This window comes from Streptomyces sp. NPDC002835, assembly GCF_053591995.1.
In genome coordinates this window covers 80,979-100,990 of the sequence record NZ_JBSFUW010000011.1, presented here as the reverse complement: position 1 = coordinate 100,990, position 20,012 = coordinate 80,979, and the positions used below count along the sequence as shown (strand labels likewise).

The following is a 20,012-nucleotide window of genomic DNA, read 5'->3' as shown; positions in this document are numbered from 1 at the left end:
CGGACGGACCGGTCCGACGGAACCGGCTGATCCCCGTCCCGGTACGCGTCCTCGACCGGCCGCTGTGATCCACTGGACGTGCGGGGGCGCACAGGAACAGGAGCAGCAGTGGCCAGCTATCGGCAGCCGGGAGTCGTCCTCACGGACCACCACTTCACCGTCCCGCTCGACCACGAAGACCCGGCGGGCGAGCAGATCGAGCTCTACGGCCGCGAGGTCGTCTCCGCCGCCCACGCGGACAGGTTCCGGCCGTGGCTGGTCTACCTGGAGGGCGGCCCCGGCAACGCGGTGCGCCGCTTCGTCGGAAAGCCGGCCTGGCTCGGGCGGGCCGTACAGGACTTCCGCGTACTCCTGCTCGACCAGCGCGGCACCGGACGCTCCACGCCGCAGAGCCGGCAGACGCTTCCGCAGCGGGGCGGGCCGGCGGCGCAGGCGGAGCACCTCGCGCTCTTCCGCGCCGACAGCATCGTCCGCGACTGCGAGAGCGTCCGGCAGCGGCTGACCGGTGGAGCGCCGTGGACGGTGCTCGGGCAGAGCTTCGGCGGCTTCTGCGCCACGCATTATCTTTCCGTCGCGCCCGAAGGGCTGGACACCGTCCTCATCACCGGCGGCCTGCCCTCCCTCGACGCCCACGCCGACGACGTCTACCGGGCCGCCTATCCCCGTATCCGCCGCAAGGCCGAGGCCCACTACGCCCGCTATCCGCAGGACGTGGAGCGCGCCCGGCGGATCGCCGCCCACCTCGCCGAGCGGCCGGCACGGCTGCCCGGCGGCTACACGCTCACCGTCGAAGCGTTCCAGTCCCTCGGCATCCTGCTCGGCGGCGGGGACGGCAGCCACCAGCTCCACTACCTGCTGGAGAACGCCTTCGTGCGCACGGCGTCCGGCCATGAACTCTCCGACGCCTTCCAGGAAGGCGTACGCCCCGTCCTCTCCTTCGCCGGCCACCCGCTGTACGCGGTGCTCCACGAGGCCATCTACGCCCAGGGCGGCCGGCCGACGAACTGGGCGGCCGAGCGGGTGCGCGCAGAGTTCCCGGAGTTCGACGCGCGGGCGGCGCTCGCGGGCGACGAGCCGCTGCTGTTCACCGGCGAGACCATTCACCCCTGGCACTTCGAGGTGGACCCGGCCCTGCGTCCGCTGCGCGACTGCGCCGAACTGCTGGCCGCCTGCACCGACTGGGCGCCGCTCTACGATCCCGCGCGGCTCGCGGCCAACGACGTGCCCGTCGCGGCGGCCGTCTACCACGACGACATGTACGTGGACACCGCCGACTCGCTGCGCACCGCCCGCGCCGTGCGCGGCCTGCGGACGTGGGTCACCGACGAGTACGAGCACGACGGGGTGCGGGCGGGCGGACCGCGGGTGCTCGACCGACTGCTGGGGCTCGCCCGCCAGGAGCTCTGACATGCGGTCAGGGGCTCCGTATCCTGCGGGACATGACTGATCCCAAGACCGAACAGCTCCAGGAGATGCCGGCCGACTGGCAGCGCGCGCTCGCGGTCGTCGCCCACCCCGACGACCTCGAGTACGGCTGCGCGGCCGCCGTCGCGGGGTGGACCGACGGGGGACGTGACATCGTCTATCTGCTGGCCACGCGCGGCGAGGCCGGGATCGACGGCATCGCCCCCGAGGAGTGCGCGCCGCTGCGCGAGGCGGAGCAGCGGGCCAGTGCGGCCGTCGTCGGTGTCCCCACCGTGGAGTTCCTGGACCACAGGGACGGTGTGATCGAGTACGGGACCGCGCTGCGGCGGGACATCGCCGCGGCCGTCCGCCGGCACCGGCCGGAGCTGGTGATCACCCTCAACCACCGCGACACGTGGGGCGGCACCGCCTGGAACACGGCCGACCACCGTGCGGTCGGCCGGGCGACGCTCGACGCGGTCGCCGACGCGGGCAACCGCTGGATCTTTCCCGAGCTGATCTCCGAGCAGGGCCTCGAACCGTGGGGCGGCGTGCGCTGGGTGGCCGTCGCGGGGTCGACGAGCCCGACCCACGCGGTCGACGCGGGCCCCGGCCTCGAACGGTCCGTGGCCTCCCTTCTGGCGCACCGGCTCTACATCGAGGGGCTGACGGACCAGGACCCCGAGGAGTACTGCCGGACCTTCCTCACCGGCATGGCGCAGATGGCGGCGCCCCGCTTCGGCGGCCGTCCCGCCGTCACGTTCGAACTCTTCCCGCGGTGAGCCCCGGCCGCGCTCTGTCACGTGCGCATTTGACAAAAGGTGTTGCTGTTTCTGCAATAGAAGGATGAGTGACGACCAGCACGACGCACACGACGGACCCGAGGATGCGCGGCTCGACGCCGTCCTGAACGAGGTCGGCCCACGCCTCCGCCGCATCCGGCGCGAGCGGGGGGCCACCCTCGGCGCGCTCTCCGAGGCGACCGGCATCTCCGTGAGCACCCTCTCCCGCCTGGAGTCCGGCGGCCGGCGGCCCAGCCTGGAACTGCTGCTGCCGATCGCCCGCGCCCACCAGGTCCCGCTGGACGAACTGGTCGGCGCGCCCCCGGTCGGCGATCCGCGGGTGCGCGCCAAGCCCATCGTCCGCGGCGGCCGGACCATGTACCCGCTCACGGCGCGGCCCGGCGGCCTCCAGGCGTACAAGGTGGTCCACAAGGTCTTCGGCGAGGAGCCGGAGCCCCGTACCCATGAGGGGTACGAGTGGATGTACGTCCTCTCCGGCCGGCTGCGACTGGTGCTCGGCGACCACGACGTGGTGCTCGGCGCGGGGGAGGCGGCCGAGTTCGACACCCGGGTGCCGCACTGGTTCGGCTGCGCCGACGACAAGCCGGTCGAGTTCCTGAGCCTCTTCGGCCCGCAGGGGGAGCGGATGCACGTACGGGCCAGGCCGAAGGGCGACTGAGGGGGCTTCCCGCCGGGCAAGCGACCGCTTAGTATGCGGAGCGCAGCACAGTACTGCCCTACGTGTGGGAGGCCCCGAGATGCAGGCATGGCAAGTGCACCGCAACGGCGAGCCGAGTGAGGTGATGCGGCTCGAAGAGGTGGACCGGCCGACGCCCGGCGAAGGACAGCTCCTGCTCAGGGTCCGAGCCGCGAACATCAACTTCCCGGACGCCCTGCTCTGCCGCGGGCAGTACCAGGTGCGGCCCCCGCTGCCCTTCACCCCCGGGGTCGAGGTCTGCGGCGAGACCGAGGACGGCCGCCGCGTCATCGCCAACCCGGTCCTGCCGGGCGGCGGGCTCGCCGAGTACGTGGTCGCCGACGCGGCCGCCGTGCTCCCGGCGCCCGAGTCGCTCGACGACGCCGAGGCCGCGGCGATGCACATCGGCTACCAGACGGGCTGGTTCGGACTGCACCGCAGGGCCGCGCTCAAGGAGGGCGAGACCCTGCTGGTCCACGCCGCCGCCGGCGGGGTCGGCAGCGCCGCCGTACAGCTCGGCAAGGCGGCCGGGGCCCGGGTGATCGGCGTCGCCGGCGGGCCGGAGAAGGCCGCCGTCGCCCGCGAACTGGGCTGCGACGTCGTCATCGACCGCCGCGCCGACGACATCGTCGCCGCCGTGAAGGACGCGACCGGCGGGCGCGGTGCGGACGTGGTCTACGACCCGGTCGGCGGCGACGCCTACGCCAAGTCCGCCAAGTGCGTGGCCTTCGAGGGCCGCATCGTCGTCGTCGGCTTCGCCAGCGGCGACATCCCGGCCCCCGCGCTCAACCACGCCCTGGTCAAGAACTACTCGATCATGGGCCTGCACTGGGGCCTGTACGCCACCAAGGACCCGGCCTCCATCGGCCGCTGCCACCGGACGCTGACCGAGTACGCGGCCAAGGGCCTGATCAAGCCGCTCATCAGTGAGCGGGTCCCCTTCAAGGACGCCGCGGGCGCCGTGCAGCGTGTCGCCGACGGCACCACCACGGGCCGCCTGGTCGTCGTCCCGGACGGAGCTGCCCGATGACCGACGCCGCCGGACTCCTCGACCTGACCCGGAAGCTGCTGGCCGACCACCCGCCGGCCACCACCGACCGCACCGACTTCCTCAAGGCGCGTTTCGACGCCGGCCTCGCCTGGGTCCACTTCCCGAAGGGCCTCGGCGGGCTCGACGCCCCCCGCTCCCTCCAGGCCGTCGTCGACGCCGAACTCACCGCCGCCGGCGCACCCGACAACGACCCCCGCCGTATCGGCATCGGCCTCGGCATGGCCGCGCCGACGATCCTCAAGTACGGCTCCCAGGAGGTCAAGGAGCGCTTCCTGCGCCCCCTGTGGATCGGCGAGGAGGTGTGGTGCCAGCTGTTCAGCGAGCCCGGCGCCGGCTCCGACCTCGCGGCGCTCGGCACCCGCGCCGTCCGTGACGGCGACAGCGGCGACTGGATCGTCACCGGCCAGAAGGTGTGGACCTCCAGCGCGCACGTCGCCCGCTGGGCCATCCTGATCGCCCGCACCGACCCCGACCTGCCCAAGCACCGGGGCATCACCTACTTCATCTGCGACATGACCGACCCCGGCGTGGAGGTCAGGCCGCTGCGCCAGATCACCGGCGAGGCCGAGTTCAACGAGGTCTTCCTCACCGAGGTCCGCATCCCCGACGCGCACCGCCTCGGCGAGATCGGCGCCGGCTGGAAGGTCGCCCAGACCACGCTCAACAACGAACGCGTCGCCATCGGCGGCATGCGGCTGCCCCGCGAGGGCGGCATGATCGGCACGATCGCGAAGACCTGGCGCGAACGCCCCGAACTGCGCACCCACGACCTGCACCAGCGGCTGCTGACCCTGTGGGTCGACGCCGAGGTCTCCCGCCTCGCGGGGGAGCGGCTGCGCCAGCAGCTCGTCGCCGGCCAGCCCGGCCCGGAGGGCAGCGCGATGAAACTCGCCTTCGCCCGCCTCAACCAGGAGATCAGCGGCCTGGAGGTCGAACTGCTGGGCGAGGAAGGGCTGCTGTACGACGACTGGACCATGCGCCGGCCCGAGCTGGTCGACTTCACCGGTCGCGACGCCGGGTACCGCTACCTGCGGTCCAAGGGCAACTCGATCGAGGGCGGCACCACCGAGGTGCTGCTGAACATCGTCGCAGAACGCGTCCTCGGGCTGCCCTCCGAGCCGCGCAACGACAAGGACGTCGCCTGGAAGGACCTCGCGCGATGACGGATCTGCTCTACTCGGAGACCGAGGACGACCTGCGCGCCGCCGTACGGTCCCTCGTCGCCGCCCGCGGCGACACCACCGAACTCGCCGTCCGCGCCGAGGCCGGCTCACCCCACGACCCGCGGCTGTGGACCTCGCTCGCCGCCGAGATGGGCGCCGCCGGCCTGCTGGTGCCCGAGAAGCTCGGTGGCCAGGGCGCGAGCCACCGCGAGGCCGCGGTCGTGCTGGAGGAACTGGGCCGCGGCGTCGTCGCCGCGCCGTACCTCACCAGCTCGGTCGTCGCCACCGAGGTGCTGCTGGCCCTCGGGACGCAGCCGGAGGCGGTGGCCGGACTGCTCGGCGCGCTGGCCGACGGCAGCCGCACGGCCGCCCTCGCGGTGCCGCTCTCCACGGCCCCCGACGGCCCGCTGCCCGACGGCGGCGGCCGCATCGCCGGCGTCGCGGACGCGGCGAGCGCCGATGTGCTGCTGGTGCCGCGGGCCGACGGACTGTACGCGGTGGAGGCGGCGGAGGCCGCGATCGAGGCGCAGACCCCGCTCGACCTCACCCGCCCGCTCGCGGCGGTCACCGCTTCCGAGGGCGGGACGCTCCTCGCCGACGCGGCGGCGGGCGAGGCGGCGGTGCGCCGCGGTCTGCTCGCCGGGGCCGGACTGCTCGCCTCCGAGCAACTGGGCCTCGCCGAATGGTGCCTTCAGGAGACCGTCCGGCACACCGCAGAACGCCACCAGTTCAACCGCCCGATCGGCTCGTTCCAGGCGCTCAAGCACCGCATGGCGCAGCTGTGGCTCGAGGTGGTCTCCGCGCGGGCGGCGGCCCGCGCCGCCGCGGACGCGCTGGCGACCGGGAGTCCGGAGACGCCGCTCCTGGTCGCGGTCGCCCAGGCGTACTGCTCACGGGTCGCGGTCCACGCGGCCGAGGAGTGCGTGCAGTTGCACGGCGGCATCGGCATGACCTGGGAACACCCGGCCCATCTGTACCTCAAGCGCGCCAAGGCCGACGAGATCGCCCTCGGCTCGCCAGGACGCCACAAGGAGGCGCTCGCCGGGCTCGTCGACCTCCGGGCGCCGTAGGAGGCCCGTCGTCGCGTAACACCCCTGATTCCGTCGCACCCTTTACATGCGGTTTAATTGCGAGCAGTTTGCAATAGCGGCTGATCTTCAACAGGGGTGTACGGATATGACAGGCCGATCGATACGGACCGCGGCCGCCGCGGCCATGGCCGCCGCGCTGACCTTCGGCGCGGCGGCCTGCGCCGCTCCGGGCGGCGGCGCCGGGGCCAAGGACTCGGTGGTCGTCGGCATCGCCTACGAACCCGACAGCCTCAGCCCGCTGCTCGGTTACGGCAAGGACGGCAACTCCAAGATCTTCGACGGGCTGCTCGCCTTCGACCGGCACATGAAGCTGCGGCCCGCGCTCGCCGCCGAACTGCCGAAGGTCAGCGCCGACGGCCTCACCTACACCTACGAACTCCGCCGGGGCGTGAAGTTCAGCGACGGCGAGCCGTTCGGCGCAGAGGACGTCGTCTTCACCTACCGGACCGTCCTCGACGAGAAGACGAACAACCCGTCCCGCACCGAACTCGACGCCGTCGAGGACGTCAGGGCCGTCGGCGACCACACCGTGGCCTTCACCCTCAAGTACCCCTACGCGCCGTTCGCCCAGCGCACCGTGCTGCCCATCGCGCCGAAGCACATCGCGGGCGGACAGGACGTCAACACCGGCCCGTTCACCACGAAGCCGGTCGGCACCGGCCCGTACGTCCTCACCGGCTGGTCCAGGGGCGAGAAGATCAGCTTCCGGGCCAACCCCGACTACTGGGGCGGCGCGCCCGCGGTGAAGAAGTTCACCATGGCGATCATCAAGGACGACGACGTCCGCGCCACCCGGCTGCGCGCCGGCGACCTCGACGGCGCCGTGCTGCCGCCCAACCTCGCACGGGGCTTCAAGAACGAGCAGGGCAGGAAGACGTACCGGGCCACCACCTACGACTACCGCACCGTCACCCTGCCCACCGGCAACAAGGTCACCGGCGACACCGCGGTGCGCCGGGCGCTCGACATCGCAGTCGACCGCCGGGCCATGGTGGACAGCATCCTCGAAGGCGCGGGCAAACCCGCCTACGGCCCCGTCCCCACCGGCAGCGAGTGGTTCACCCGGGGCACCGAGCGCCGCCACGACCTCGCCGGGGCGAGGAAGATCCTCGACGAGGCCGGCTGGAAGCCCGGCGAGGACGGCATCCGGGTCAGGAACGGCGTACGCGCCGCCTTCCCGCTCTGGTACCTCACCGGCGACAAGCTCCGCCAGGACCACGCCCTCGCCTACGCGTCCGACGCCAAGAAGGCCGGCATCGACATCACCACCAAGGCCGGCAGCTGGGAGGTCATCGAACCGCGCATGGCGCACGACGCCGTCCTCGCCGGCGGCGGGGCGCCCGGCGACCCCGACTTCGACCAGTACCTGCTGCTGAAGTCCTCCCTCGCCGGCGACGGCTTCAACAACATGGCCCACTACGACAACCCCGCCGTCGACCGGGCCCTCGAAGCCGGCCGCCGCAGCGGGAAGAAGGCCGAACGCAAGGCCGCCTACGACACCGTTCAGCGCGAACTGGTCAAGAACCCGGGCTACACCTTCCTCACCCACATCGACCACGTCTACGTCGTCAGCGACCGGTGGGACGGTCTCACCACCCAGGTCGAGCCGCACGACCACGGCCTCGCCTCCGGGCCCTGGTGGAACGTCGAGGACTGGACGCCGAAGAAGTGATACGCGCCCTGCCCCTCCGGGCGATGGCGCGGATGACGGGACGGCGGGCCCTGTCCGCCGTCCCCGTGCTCCTCACCGTGACCTTCGCGGTCTTCGCCGTCGCCGCCGCCTCGCCCTTCGACCCCGTCAAGGCGTACACCGGCACCGCCGGGCTCACCGCCTCGCAGGACAACCTCGACCAGATCCGGGCCAACCTCGGTGTCGACCAGCCCCTCGTCAGCCGCTGGTGGAACTGGCTGACCGGCGCGCTCACCGGCGACCTCGGCGACTCCAGCCTCATGCGCCGGCCCGTCGCCGACGTCATCGCCGAACGCGTCGGCTGGTCCGTGCTCCTCGCCGCCACCGCCTTCGTCCTGGCCATCGCGCTCGGCACCGCCCTCGGCGTGCTCGCCGCCCGCCGCCGCGGCGGCCACCTCGACCGGTGCGTCAGCTCACTCGCCTACATCCTGGAGGCGGCGCCCGCCTTCTGGCTCGGACTCCTCGCCATCTGGTTCTTCGCACTCGAACTCGGCGTACTGCCGGCCGGCGGCCTCACCGACACCGCGTCCGACACCGTGACCGCCGGCCAGGTCGCCACCCACCTGGTGCTCCCCGCCGCGGTCCTCGGCCTCAGCCAGCTGCCGTGGTTCTTCCTGTACGTGCGCCAGGGCGTCGGCGACGCCCTCGACGAGGACCCGGTACGCGGCGCCCGCGCCCGCGGCCTGGGCGAGCGCACCGTCCTCGTCGGCCACGCGCTGCGCTCCGGGATGCTGCCGATGCTCACCCTCGTCGGCTCCCGCGTACCCGAACTCATCACCGGAGCACTGCTCGTGGAGACCGTCTTCAGCTGGCCCGGCATCGCCGCCGCCACCGTGCAGGCCGCCACCTCCGTCGACTTCCCGCTGCTCGCCGCGCTCACCGTCCTCGCGACGGCGGCCGTGCTGCTCGGCAACCTGCTGTCCGACCTTCTCTACGGACTGGCCGACCCGAGGGTGGGCTTCGATGGCTGACCTCGCCTGGAAGTCCCACGGCCGTACGCGTCGCTCCACCCGGACCGTACGCGTCACGGTCTCCGCCGCAACCGTCGCGGCGGTGGCGCTGGCGGTGCTGCTCGTACCGCCGCTCGCCCAGCTCGACCAGCAGGCCGTCGATCTGTCGATGAAGCTGCGACCGCCGTCCCTCGCCCACCCGTTCGGCACCGACGACGTCGGCCGCGACCTGCTGCTGCGCTGCGTCTACGGGCTGCGCGTCTCGCTGCTCGTGGGGCTGGTCGCGGCCCTGGTCGCCACCGTGATCGGCACGGTGGTGGGCGCGGCGGCCGCCGTCGCGGGCGGCTGGACGGACCGGGTGCTGATGCGGCTGGTCGACGCCTTCTCCTCCGTGCCGCACCTGCTGCTCGGCATCTTCGTCGTGGCCATGTTCCGGCCCGGCGTGGGGCCGGTGATCGTGTCCGTCGCGCTCACGCACTGGCTGTCCACGGCCCGGATCGTCCGCTCCGAGGTGCTGTCGCTGCGCTCACGCCCGTACATCGACGCGGCGATCAGCGGCGGCGCGAGCCGGCGGCGGGTGGCCGTACGGCATCTGCTGCCGGGCGTACTGCCGCAGGCCGGGCTCGCGGCCGTGCTGATGGTGCCGCACGCCATGTGGCACGAGTCGGCGCTGTCGTTCCTGGGCCTCGGACTGCCCACCCACCAGGCCAGCCTGGGCAACCTCGTGCAGTCCGCGCGGGGTTCGCTGCTCGCGGGCGACTGGTGGCCGACGCTGTTCCCCGGCCTGTTCCTGATCGTCCCCACCCTCGCCGTGGCCGGCCTGGCCGGCGCCTGGCGCGAACGGATCAACCCCCGCCGCCGATCGGAGCTGATGCTGTGAGCCCGCGATCCGCGACCACCGGGTCCGCGCCGGCCGCCGGCGCGGCGCGCACCGTGCTCGCCGTACGCGGACTGTCGGCGCGCTTCCGGATGCGCGACGGCCGTCATGTGGCCGCCGTCAGCGACGTCTCGTTCGACCTCGCGGCCGGGGAGTGCCTGGCGCTCGTCGGCGAGAGCGGCTGCGGCAAGTCCGTCCTCGCCTCCGCGCTCCTCGGACTGCTGCCCGCCAACGCCCAGACGGCCGGCTCTGCCGTCGTCGGCGGCGTCGAACTGCTCGGCGCCGACGAACGCACCCTCGCACGCACCGTCCGGGGCCGTCTCGTCGGGCTGGTGCCGCAGAGCCCCGCCGCCCACCTCACCCCGGTGCGCACCGTCGGCGCGCAACTCGCCGAGACCGTACGGGCTCTGACCGGGCTACGCGGCCCAGCGGCACGCGAGGCCGTCACAGCGGCGGCGGAACGCGCCGCGTTCCCCGCCGGCCACCTCGACCGCCACCCGCACGAACTCTCCGGCGGACTCGCACAGCGCGCCGCCACCGCGATCGCGCTCGTCGGCGACGCGCCGCTGCTGCTCGCCGACGAGCCGACCACCGGTCTGGACCGCGCGCTCATCGACCACACCGCCGACGAACTGCGCCGCCACGCGGACGAAGGGCGCGCACTACTCCTGATCACGCACGACCTCGCCGCCGCGGAACGCATCGCCGACCGGGTCGCCGTCATGTACGCGGGACGGATCGTCGAACTCACCGCCGCCGGCGACTTCTTCGGCGGCCCCGGCCCGCGCCACCCGTACGCCCGGGGCCTGCTGAACGCCCTGCCGGAGCGGGAGTTCGCCCCGATCCCCGGGCTGCCGCCCGAGCTGGGCGACCTCCCGGACGGCTGCGCCTTCGCGCCACGCTGCGCGCGGGCCGACGACGCCTGCACCGTGCTTCCCCGCCTCACCGACGGCACCGCCTGCCACCACGCCGAGGAGCCGCAGCGTGTTCGAACTGTGTGACATCACCGCCGGCTACGACCGCCGCAGGCCCGTCGTACGCGGTGCCTCCCTGACCGTCGCCCCCGGCGAGGCGGTCGGGCTGCTCGGTCCCAGCGGCTGCGGCAAGTCCACCCTCGCCAAGGTCGCGGCCCTGCTGCACCGGCCCGACGCCGGCCGTGTCGTGATGGACGGCGCCGCCGTGGAACCGGGAGACGGGTGGCGTCACCGCGCACCGCGCGCCCTGCGCACCGCCGTCGGCGTGGTGTTCCAGCAGCCGCGGCTGTCCGCCGACCCGCGGCTCTCGCTGCGGGAGCTGATCGCGGAACCGCTGCGCGCCACGGGCCACCGGCGGTCCGAGGCCGCCGCCCGCGCCGAGGGGCCCGCCGCGGCCGTCGGCCTCACCGGCGAACTCCTCGGCCGGCGCCCCCACGAAGTCAGCGACGGCCAGCTCCAACGCGCCTGTCTCGCACGGGCGCTGGTGCTGCGGCCGCGCTGGCTGGTCTGCGACGAGATGACGGCCATGCTCGACGCGTCGACGACCGCCGCGCTGGTGGCCGTCGTCGAGGACTACCGCCGCGAGCACGGCGCCGGGCTCCTCGCCGTCGGCCACGACCACGTCCTGCTGAACCGCTGGTGCGACCGGACCGTCGACTGGTCCGAGATCGCGGAGGACTGAGCCGCCGTCCTCGCGTACGGCACATGACGGGCGGCCGAACTCTCCGTACGCGCCTGCCGGTTCGGGCCCGGTCCGGCGGATACTCACCGGTGTCCCTCCCGACCCTCAGAGCCCGGAGGTCATCGTGCCGACCACCCGTCGCGCAGCACTCACCGCCCTTGCCGCCGCCGCACTCACCGGTGCCGTCGGAGCACCCGCCCACGCCGCCGCCGTTGCCGGAAACGGCGGCGCCGGCGGCCCGAAGCCGCTGCGCAGGGCCCACGCCCACAACGACTATCTGCACGAACGCCCCCTTTACGACGCGCTGTCCCACGGCTTCACCAGCGTCGAGGCCGACATCTTCCTGGTCGACGGCGAACTGCTCGTCGCCCATGAACCGGCCGAACTCGACCCCGCCCGCACCCTGCGCGTCCTGTATCTGGACCCGCTGCTCGACCGGGTCCGCGCCCACCACGGCAGCGTGTACGCGGGGCACCGCCGCCCCTTCCAGCTGCTGATCGACATCAAGACGGACGGCGTCGCCGCCTACCTCGAACTCGACCGCCAACTGCGGCACTACCGGCGGATGCTCAGCTGCTTCACCAACGGCCGCGTACACCTCGGAGCCGTCACCCCCGTCATATCCGGCGACCGCTCGGCGCGCGCCCCGATGGAGGCGCAGCGGGTCCGGTACGCCTTCTACGACGGCCGCCTCGACGACCTCGCCGCCGCCGACCCGGCCCCGGCGTCCTTCGTCCCGCTGATCTCCGGCAACTGGACCCACAGCTTCGGCTGGCGCGGCGAGGGTGAATTCCCGGCCGCCGAACGGCAGAAGCTCCACACCCTCGTCTCCACCGCCCACAGCCGCTCCCAGGGGGTCCGCTTCTGGGCCACCCCCGACCTCCCCGGGCCGGCCCGCGACGCGGTCTGGCACGGACTGCTCACCGCGGGCGTCGACCACGTCAACACCGACGACCTGGCGGGCCTCGAGAGCTTCCTGCGTCGCCACGACCGCTAGAACCGGGACTTCGACGAGGTGCACCCGTACGGCGGACACGCCAGTCGGCCGTACGGGACCTCCGCTGCGCCAGACTGGCCGCCGAATGCCGCAATTCCGGCGCGGCGAAGGAGGTTGGCGATGGCCATTTCGATCTCGGTGGTGCTGCTCCTGCTGGTGCTCGCAGTGATCTTCCTGCGCAGCGGCGGGCTGAAGCTGAGCCACGCGGTGGTCTGCGCACTGCTCGGCTTCTTCCTGGCGGGCACCAGCATGGCGCCGACCATCCAGGAGGGCATCGCGGCCACGGCCAACGTCGTGGGCAGCCTCCGGCCCTGATCGGTACGGTGGCAGTTCGGGGGACGGCAGCACAGCCGCGGCCCGTCCGCGGCCGACTTCATGCGACGAACGATGGGACGTGTGCGATGCCTCTTGAAGGCGAGTACGAGCCGAGCCCCGAAGCCTGGGTGCGCGAACAGGTGGAGGAGTACGAGAGTTCGGGCGGCCGGCGCGGGACGACGCTGCGCGGGATGCCGGTCGTGGTGCTCACCACCCGCGGGGCCAAGAGCGGCAAGATCCGCAAGACCCCGCTGATGCGGGTCGAACACGCGGGCGCCTACGCCCTGGTCGCCTCCCTGGGCGGCTCGGACCGGCATCCGACGTGGTACCACAATCTGAAGGCCGACCCGCAGATCGAGCTCCAGGACGGCCCGGTGCGCAGGGACATGACGACGCGTGAGGTGACCGGCGAGGAGAAGGCGCTGTGGTGGGGGCGCGCCGTCGAGGCGTATCCCGACTACGACGACTACCAGAAGAAGACGGACCGGGAGATCCCCGTCTTCGTCGCGGAGGTGCCGGACCGGGACCGCTGAGAGAGCGGGGGACCGGTACGCCGGCGGGCGTACCGGTCCGGATTCGGGGGGACGGGGGACGGGGGTACGGGGGACAGGGGCGGACTAGCGGCCGGGGACCGCGCTGCCGAAGCCGTTGGTGCCGAGCTGTTCGAACCGCTCCTGGACGTTGGCCGCGAACACCCGCTGCTCGGCGGCGGGATAGGACTCGTGGCTGTTCATGGCCACCGTCAGCACTCCGCTGACCGGCGCGGTCGGCGAGGTTCGCACGGGGGTGCAGAGGAAGCTGAAGGCCTGCGGCGAGGGCGAGTCGTAGGTGGTGATCGCCGCGTGGGGGAGGGTGGTGGTGCGGCCGGTGTGGAACGCCTCGTCCATCGCGTTGAAGACGCCGACGGAGTCGAGCCCGGACAGGACCTGCCGCCCCGGGCTGAACTGGGGGACCATGCCGAAGGCCGCGCCCTGCTTGCCGTTGGCGTAGCGCAGCAGGTGGTGCGGCCCCTCGGTGAGCATGATGGGGAAGGGCGCGCCGTCGAAGACGGCGAACAGCTCGCTCTGCTGGGCGAGCAGGCTGTCCCGCAGCTTGAACTCGGACAGCAGGGTCTCGGTGAGTTCCTGCATCCCCTCCTTGATCTTGCGGTCCCAGTTGCGGGCCACCACGTCGGCCACGCACACCGTGCCGAGGATCATGCCGGTGTTGTCCCGCAGCGGGGTGCCCAGGTAGGAGCGCACGCCCATGTCGTTGACCAGGGCGTTGCCCCGGAACCGGGGATAGTCGAAGACGTCGTCCAGGGCCAGCTGCGACCCCTGGGCGACCACGTGGGGGCAGAAGCCGTAGTCGTTGGGGGCCTCACGGGCTATGTCGCTGAGGTCGAAGACGATGCCCCGGCTCTCGGTGTCGGTGTCGCCGTCGGGGGAGCTCGGCGGCACGTACATGCCCCGGAACATCTGTCGTTCGTCGTTGATGAAGTTGACCATGGCGAGGGGCGACTGGGTGAAGCTCGCCGCGAGCCGTGCCACACGGTCGAACGTGGCCTCGGCCTCAACGGTGTTGAGGCCGAGCACCTGCAGCCGGAGCCTGCGCTGCTCGCCAGAGTGCCGGGTCTGATCGGGTGTCAGGGGGTCCATGCGACCAGATGAAACCAGATCAGCGGTACCGCGCACTAACCAAGTTCGTTCTTTTCCGTTTCGCTTGTGATGCGCGCATCGTCGCAGGGGTGGGCGAGGGTCGTCCACAGGGCACTCTTCCCGCAGGCCGAACCGCGCATTTCGCCCGAAGCGGGCGAGATTTCGACCTTGATCGATCACTTCCCGCCAATCCATCAGCCGGAATCGGTCGTGGCGGTTTTACATATGACAATCGTGCGGTGGGTATCCATGCGGCGGACAGCGCCGTGGGGCCGCGGGGAGGGGAACAGGCAGTGGGGCAAGTGCGGTTCGGACAGCGGGGACACTGCCGCGGGCACGGGCAGCACAGTCCTGCCGTCGGCCGTGTACCGCTCGATGTCACGCAGGCAAGCCGCCCTGCCCCGGGACCCGCGGTCGTGGTCCCGGCTCCGTGGGGCGGGGCCCGGGATTTCCCCCGTGCCCCCCGTGCGGCCGGCCCGCCGGCGCCGCGCACCGTCGCGCGGCGCCCCGCCCGCCGCACGGTGACGTCGTTATGGGCAGCACTTCGAGCCACGGGCCCGGCGCCGTCCCCGCCGTCCGTGAGCAGCGTCAGTGCTGCCTGTCCGTGAGAGTCCGCGACAGGCCGGACACCCATGCCGGTAGCGAACCCGGCAGCACGACGCCGGAGTTCGTCCCACCGGGTGAGCCGTGCCGTCCGGGCAGGCCGGTGCGGCGCGGCGACGCGCGGCGCCGACCGCCCCGGGACACGGGCCGGCCGCCGTTCTCCCCGGCACCCCATGGAGCAGTGAACAGCGCGTTCGTGCATCGGCGTCACGAAGCGAAGCATCTTAAGGAGTGGTCTGATGAACAGGACGGACGACGTCGACGCACGGTCGGTCGCGGTGATCGGCATGGCCTGCAGGCTGCCCGGCGCCGACGGACCCGACGAGCTGTGGGACCTGCTGCGAGGCGGTGTGGACGCCACGAGCGAGACACCACCTGATCGCTACGACGTGGACGCCCTGCATTCCGAACAGCCGGGCCCGGGAATGATCGGCAGCCGACGGGCCGGCTACCTGGACGGCATGGCCGACTTCGACGCGGAGTTCTTCGGGATGTCGCCCACCGAGGCGCTCGAACTCGACCCGCAGCAGCGGCTGCTGCTCATGACGGCCTGGGACGCGCTGGAGGACGCGGGCCGGCGGCCCGACGAACTGGCGGGCACCAGGACCGGCGTCTTCGTCGGCAACGCGCGGGGCGACTACCTCGAGAACCACTTCCGCCAGGGCCTGCAGACGGCGACCGCCTCACAGCTCAACAACTACCGCTCCCTGCTGCCCGCCCGCCTGTCCTACGTCCTCGACCTGCGCGGCCCCAGCGTCCTGATCGACACGGCCTGTTCCTCCTCGCTGGCGGCCGTGCACGGCGCGGTGCAGAGCCTGCGCGCCCGGGAGAGCCCCCTGACCCTCGTCGCCGGAGTGAACCTCGTCCTCCGCCCCGACGAGGGCGTCATGATGACCCAGGCCGGCGCGCTCGCCGCCGACGGCCGGAGCAGGTTCGCCGACGCGGGCGCCGACGGCCACACCCCGGGCGACGCGGTGGGCGTCGTCGTCCTCAAGCGCCTCGCCGACGCCCTGGCCGACGGCGACCCGATCCGGGCCGTCATCGAGGGCAGCGCGATCGGCAACGACGGACGCACCAGCGACTCGGTGCTGAACCCGTCGCTGACCGGCCAGATCGAGGTGCTCCGCTGGGCGTACGAGGACGCCGGCGTGTCACCGGCCGAGGTGGACTACGTGGAGGCGCACGGATCCGGCTCGCCGGAGCTCGACGCCCTGGAGATCAGCGCGCTCGGTGAAGTGCTGGGCGCGGACCGGCCCTCGGACCGGCCGCTGCTCGTCGGCTCCGTGAAGACCAACATCGGCCACGCGGAGGCCGCCGGCGGCATCGCCGGGCTGATCAAGACCGTACTGTGCCTGGAACACGGCCAGGTCCCGGCGAGTCTGCATCTCGACACCGCCACCCCCCGGGTCGCCTGGGACGAACTGCCCGTCCTCGTACCGGAGAAGCTCCAGGACCTGCCCGACCAGGGACGGCCGCACCGCGCCGGGGTCTCGGGGCAGGGCTCCTCCGCCCTCAACGCGCACGTGGTGATCCGCCAGGCAGACCCGCGGCCCGACGCCGCCGCGGCGGAGCCGGCCGGCGGGCCGTACCTGCTGACGCTCTCCGCCCGTACGCCCGACGCCCTGGCCGCGCTCCGCCGCTCCTGGGCGGCGTACCTCGGACCTGACGGGCCCGGCGCCGCGTACAGCCTCCGGGACCTCTGCTACAGCGCGGCCACCCGCCGCCAGCACCATGAACACCGGCTGGCCCTCGTCGCGTCGTCGCACGAGGAGATGGCCGCGGCGTTGAACGGCGCGGCGGACGCGGCCCCGGGCAAGAAGGCGCCGAAGAAGCTGGCCGAGGCCGCGGACCGCTACCGCGACGACGGCGCCGTGGACTGGCCGGCGCTGGCCGGCGAGAGCGGCCGCTACGTCCCGCTGCCCCGCTACCCCTGGCAGACCAAGCGCTACTGGCCCGACGACGAGCGGGCGGAGCGCACCGGCGACCTGGCCGACTGGGTGCTGCGCGAGCACGCGCGCACCTCCTTCGACGACGACTCCACACTCGTCGACGTCGGGATCGACTCGCTGGCCAAGCTGCGGATCATCGTCGAACTGTCCGAGCAGACCGGCCGCGAGGTCGACCCCGAGGAGCTGGGCGGGCTGCGCACGGTCGGCGCCCTGCGCCAGTGGATCCAGGCGATGGAGGCGCGGACCCCGTGAGCGAACCCCAGACCGTGTACGGCTGGTTCGACCGTTCGGCCACCGTCTTCGGGGACGACTGCACCGCCCTCGAAGTGGGCGAGGAGCAGCTGACCTACCGCGAACTGCGCGAGCTGGCCGAGCGGATCGCCGCCCGGCTCGTCGCGTTCAACGGCGGTGCGGCCCCCCGCAGGGTCGGCCTGCTCGCGAACCGCTCGGTTACCGCGTACGCCGGCTACCTCGCCGTGCTGCGCTGCGGCGCGGCCGTCGTGCCCCTCAACCCTGAGCATCCGCCCGCCCGTACGGCCCGGATCGCCGAGACCGCGGGCCTCGACCTGGTGCTCGCCGACCCCTCCGGGGCCGACACCGACCCCGGGGTGCCACTGCTCGTGGTGGACCCCGCCGACCTGGCGTCACCGGCGGCCGGTTCCCCCGACGGGCTGCCTGACCCGAGGACCGGTCCGGACGACCTCGCCTACATCATCTTCACGTCCGGATCGACCGGCGCCCCCAAGGGCGTTCCCGTCTCGCAGGCCAACCTCTGCGCCTACCTCGGCCATGTCGCCTCCCGGTACGACATCGGCCCGGGCAGCCGGCTCTCCCAGACCTTCGAGCTCACCTTCGACGGTTCGGTGCACGACCTGTTCGTCGCCTGGGCGTCCGGTGGCACCCTGGTCGTGCCGAGGCGCGGTCAGCTCCTGTCACCGGTGAAGACGGTCAACGCGCTCCGGCTCACGCACTGGTTCTCCGTACCGTCGCTGATCACCTTCGCGTCCCGCCTCGGCACCCTGAAGCCCGGCAGCATGCCCACGCTGCGCTGGAGCGTGTTCGGCGGCGAGCCGCTGACCCTGGCCGCGGCGGCGGAATGGCAGACGGCCGCCCCGGACAGCGCCCTGGAGGTGCTGTACGGGCCCACCGAACTGACCATCTCCTGCACCGCCTACCGGCTGCCCCGGCACCGGGCGGACTGGCCCCGCACGGCCAACGGGACGGTGCCGATCGGCACCGGCTACCCGACGCTGGACATCCTGCTCCTGGACGACGGCGGCCGGCCCGCCGAGGCCGGCGAGCTGTACGTCCGCGGTCCGCAGCGCTTCCCCGGCTACCTGGACCCGGCCAACAACGCGGGCCGGTTCCTGCCCTCCGACGGCGCCGGCGCGGCCGCGGCCCGTGATGGCGCGGACCTCACGCCGACCGAGAAGCACTGGTACCGAACGGGTGACCGGGCCGCCATGCACGACGGCCACCTGGTCCACCTGGGACGCACCGACCACCAGGTGAAGATACGCGGCCACCGGATCGAACTCGGCGAGATCGAGGCCATGCTGAGGCAGCAGCCGGGCGTGCGCGACGCGGTCGTGCTCGCGGTGCGGGCGTCCGACGGCGAACCGGAGCTGGAGGCCGCCGTCAGCGGCGCCGACTGCTCCGACCAGCAGCTGTACTCCGCCCTGAGCGAGCGGCTGCCGCCGTACATGCTGCCCCGCAGGATCGTGACCCTGGAGGAACTGCCGCTCAACGCGAACGGCAAGATCGACCGGCAGGCGCTGCTCGCCCGGCTCGGGAGCGGCCGCTGAACCCCGCGACGGACGGCGCGCACGCCACGGCGTCCGTGCCGTCCCCGTCCCCCTTCCTCCCCACGTCTGTGAGGTACGCACGTCCATGTTCGACGCCATCGTGGTAGGGGCGCGCTGCGCCGGAGCCCCCACAGCCATGCTGCTCGCCCGCGCCGGGCACCGGGTGCTGATGCTCGACCGCGCCGGTTTCCCCTCCGACACCCTCTCCACCCACCTCGTCCACCAGCCCGGCGTGGCCGCGCTCGCCCGCTGGGGAGTCCTCGACGCCGTACGCGCCACCGGATGCCCGCCCCTGGACCGCGCGGTGTACGAGGTGGCCGACATCCGTCTCGAGGGCTGCGGCCGGGGAGTCGAGGGGCAGCGGGCCGGCTACGCCCCCCGCCGGCACGTCCTGGACGCCCTCTTGATCGACGCGGCCGTCGCCGCCGGGGTCGACTTCCGCGAACGGTCCGCCGTGACGCGGCTGCTGCACGACGACACCGGACGCGTCATCGGCGTCGAAGGCACCCATCAGGGCCGCCCCTTCACCGAACGGGCGGCCCTGGTGATCGGCGCCGACGGAATGCGCTCCACGGTCGGCAGACTGGCCAAAGCCCCCTTCACGACCAGGGACGACCGGCTGACCTGCGCGTACTACGGCTACTGGGAGGACGTGCCGGCCACCCTCGAGCTGTACGAGAGTCCCGGCAGCTGGGTCGCCGCCGTACCCACCAACAACGGGGCGACGCTCGTGCTCACGTACTTCCCGCAGTCCCGGTTCGACGAGGTGCGGACCGATCCGCGCGCGGCCCATCTGCGGCAGGTCAGGGCGACCGCCCCGGCCCTGTACGACCGGCTGGACGGCAAACGACGGGTCGAGCGGCTGCGCGGCACCGGCGACCAGCAGAACTTCTTCCGGCAGGCGACCGGACCCGGCTGGGCCCTGGTGGGCGACGCAGGCCACCACAAGGACTCGATCACCGCGCGCGGCATCAGCGACGCGTTCCTCCAGGCCGAGGCGCTGGTGCGGCAGGTGGGCGGTCAGCTCGGCGGTGACCCCGGCAAGCTCGACGAGGCGCTGCGGAACTACGCGGAGGAGCGCGACACCTTCCTCGCCGCCGGGTACCAGGCCACGCTGTCGGTGGCGCAACTGGCACCCCACGAGCAGCGGCTCTCGCTGCTGCGGGCGGTCGGCAAGGACCCCGAACTGACGGCGATCTACTTCGACATGGTCGCCGGTATCGGGACGATCGGGGCCCTCTACACCCCCAAGCTGCTGGCACTGCTGTGACCTGCTCGTCCCGGTCCGTCCCGGCCTTCCCGGCGCCCGCCGGGCGGCAAGATCCATACGGCTGAACGGCGCGGG

General features: G+C 72.9%; 18 protein-coding genes. 17 read left to right on the top strand and 1 reads right to left on the bottom strand.

Annotated elements, in window-relative coordinates:
- Positions 1–108: 108 nt before the first annotated feature.
- The 14 genes from ACWD01_RS14780 to ACWD01_RS14715 all read left to right on the top strand — a co-directional run bounded on the left by ACWD01_RS14780 (position 109) and on the right by ACWD01_RS14715 (position 13,206).
- Positions 109–1,407: an alpha/beta fold hydrolase gene (locus ACWD01_RS14780; protein WP_451161693.1), complete on the top strand. Its 1,299-nt coding sequence runs from the start codon at positions 109–111 to the stop codon at positions 1,405–1,407.
- Positions 1,408–1,439: 32 nt separating this feature from the next.
- Entirely contained in the window at positions 1,440–2,186 is a 747-nt protein-coding gene (locus tag ACWD01_RS14775; protein ID WP_451161691.1) for a PIG-L deacetylase family protein, read from the top strand.
- 64 nt (positions 2,187–2,250) lie between these two features.
- Positions 2,251–2,865 (top strand): helix-turn-helix domain-containing protein, encoded by a 615-nt coding sequence (locus ACWD01_RS14770; protein WP_451161689.1) that lies wholly within the window; start codon positions 2,251–2,253, stop codon positions 2,863–2,865.
- 79 nt (positions 2,866–2,944) lie between these two features.
- On the top strand, positions 2,945–3,913 hold the full coding sequence (locus tag ACWD01_RS14765; RefSeq protein WP_451161687.1) for an NADPH:quinone oxidoreductase family protein: 969 nt from the start codon (positions 2,945–2,947) through the stop codon (positions 3,911–3,913).
- A complete protein-coding gene (locus tag ACWD01_RS14760; RefSeq protein WP_451161685.1) occupies positions 3,910–5,097 on the top strand; it encodes an acyl-CoA dehydrogenase family protein in 1,188 nt (395 codons plus the stop codon). Before ACWD01_RS14765 ends, ACWD01_RS14760 begins: the two co-directional genes overlap by 4 nt.
- Complete coding sequence (locus tag ACWD01_RS14755; protein ID WP_451161683.1) at positions 5,094–6,167, top strand: acyl-CoA dehydrogenase family protein; 1,074 nt, start codon at positions 5,094–5,096, stop codon at positions 6,165–6,167. The genes ACWD01_RS14760 and ACWD01_RS14755 overlap by 4 nt, the downstream gene beginning before the upstream one ends.
- Before the next feature lie 106 nt (positions 6,168–6,273).
- Positions 6,274–7,860: an ABC transporter substrate-binding protein gene (locus tag ACWD01_RS14750; RefSeq protein ID WP_451161681.1), complete on the top strand. Its 1,587-nt coding sequence runs from the start codon at positions 6,274–6,276 to the stop codon at positions 7,858–7,860.
- A complete protein-coding gene (locus ACWD01_RS14745) occupies positions 7,857–8,849 on the top strand; it encodes an ABC transporter permease (RefSeq protein ID WP_451161903.1) in 993 nt (330 codons plus the stop codon). Before ACWD01_RS14750 ends, ACWD01_RS14745 begins: the two co-directional genes overlap by 4 nt.
- Positions 8,842–9,708 (top strand): ABC transporter permease, encoded by an 867-nt coding sequence (locus ACWD01_RS14740; RefSeq protein WP_451161679.1) that lies wholly within the window; start codon positions 8,842–8,844, stop codon positions 9,706–9,708. The genes ACWD01_RS14745 and ACWD01_RS14740 overlap by 8 nt, the downstream gene beginning before the upstream one ends.
- Positions 9,709–9,797: 89 nt before the next feature.
- The gene (locus ACWD01_RS14735; protein WP_451161901.1) at positions 9,798–10,706 is read left to right on the top strand and encodes an ABC transporter ATP-binding protein; all 909 of its coding nucleotides are present in this window, start codon (positions 9,798–9,800) and stop codon (positions 10,704–10,706) included.
- Positions 10,690–11,361: an ABC transporter ATP-binding protein gene (locus ACWD01_RS14730; RefSeq protein WP_451161677.1), complete on the top strand. Its 672-nt coding sequence runs from the start codon at positions 10,690–10,692 to the stop codon at positions 11,359–11,361. Before ACWD01_RS14735 ends, ACWD01_RS14730 begins: the two co-directional genes overlap by 17 nt.
- Before the next feature lie 124 nt (positions 11,362–11,485).
- On the top strand, positions 11,486–12,358 hold the full coding sequence (locus ACWD01_RS14725; RefSeq protein WP_451161675.1) for a phosphatidylinositol-specific phospholipase C/glycerophosphodiester phosphodiesterase family protein: 873 nt from the start codon (positions 11,486–11,488) through the stop codon (positions 12,356–12,358).
- Positions 12,359–12,478: 120 nt separating this feature from the next.
- The gene (locus ACWD01_RS14720; protein ID WP_356893476.1) at positions 12,479–12,673 is read left to right on the top strand and encodes a hypothetical protein; all 195 of its coding nucleotides are present in this window, start codon (positions 12,479–12,481) and stop codon (positions 12,671–12,673) included.
- A gap of 86 nt (positions 12,674–12,759) precedes the next feature.
- Positions 12,760–13,206: a nitroreductase family deazaflavin-dependent oxidoreductase gene (locus tag ACWD01_RS14715; RefSeq protein ID WP_451161673.1), complete on the top strand. Its 447-nt coding sequence runs from the start codon at positions 12,760–12,762 to the stop codon at positions 13,204–13,206.
- 84 nt (positions 13,207–13,290) lie between these two features.
- On the opposite strand, the gene ACWD01_RS14710 is transcribed toward ACWD01_RS14715, so the two are convergent.
- On the bottom strand, positions 13,291–14,310 hold the full coding sequence (locus tag ACWD01_RS14710; RefSeq protein ID WP_451161671.1) for a GAF domain-containing protein: 1,020 nt from the start codon (positions 14,308–14,310) through the stop codon (positions 13,291–13,293).
- 842 nt (positions 14,311–15,152) lie between these two features.
- On the opposite strand from ACWD01_RS14710, the gene ACWD01_RS14705 reads away from it, so the two are divergent.
- The 3 genes from ACWD01_RS14705 (at position 15,153) to ACWD01_RS14695 (ending at position 19,937) form a co-directional block, all read left to right on the top strand.
- Positions 15,153–17,114 carry a beta-ketoacyl synthase N-terminal-like domain-containing protein gene (locus tag ACWD01_RS14705; protein ID WP_451161669.1) on the top strand — a complete coding sequence of 654 codons (1,962 nt, stop codon included), beginning with the start codon at positions 15,153–15,155 and terminating at the stop codon, positions 17,112–17,114.
- Entirely contained in the window at positions 17,111–18,667 is a 1,557-nt protein-coding gene (locus ACWD01_RS14700) for an amino acid adenylation domain-containing protein (RefSeq protein ID WP_451161667.1), read from the top strand. The genes ACWD01_RS14705 and ACWD01_RS14700 overlap by 4 nt, the downstream gene beginning before the upstream one ends.
- Before the next feature lie 85 nt (positions 18,668–18,752).
- Positions 18,753–19,937, top strand: a complete 1,185-nt coding sequence (locus ACWD01_RS14695) for an NAD(P)/FAD-dependent oxidoreductase (RefSeq protein ID WP_451161665.1) — start codon at positions 18,753–18,755, stop codon at positions 19,935–19,937.
- The last annotated feature ends 75 nt before the right edge of the window (positions 19,938–20,012 follow it).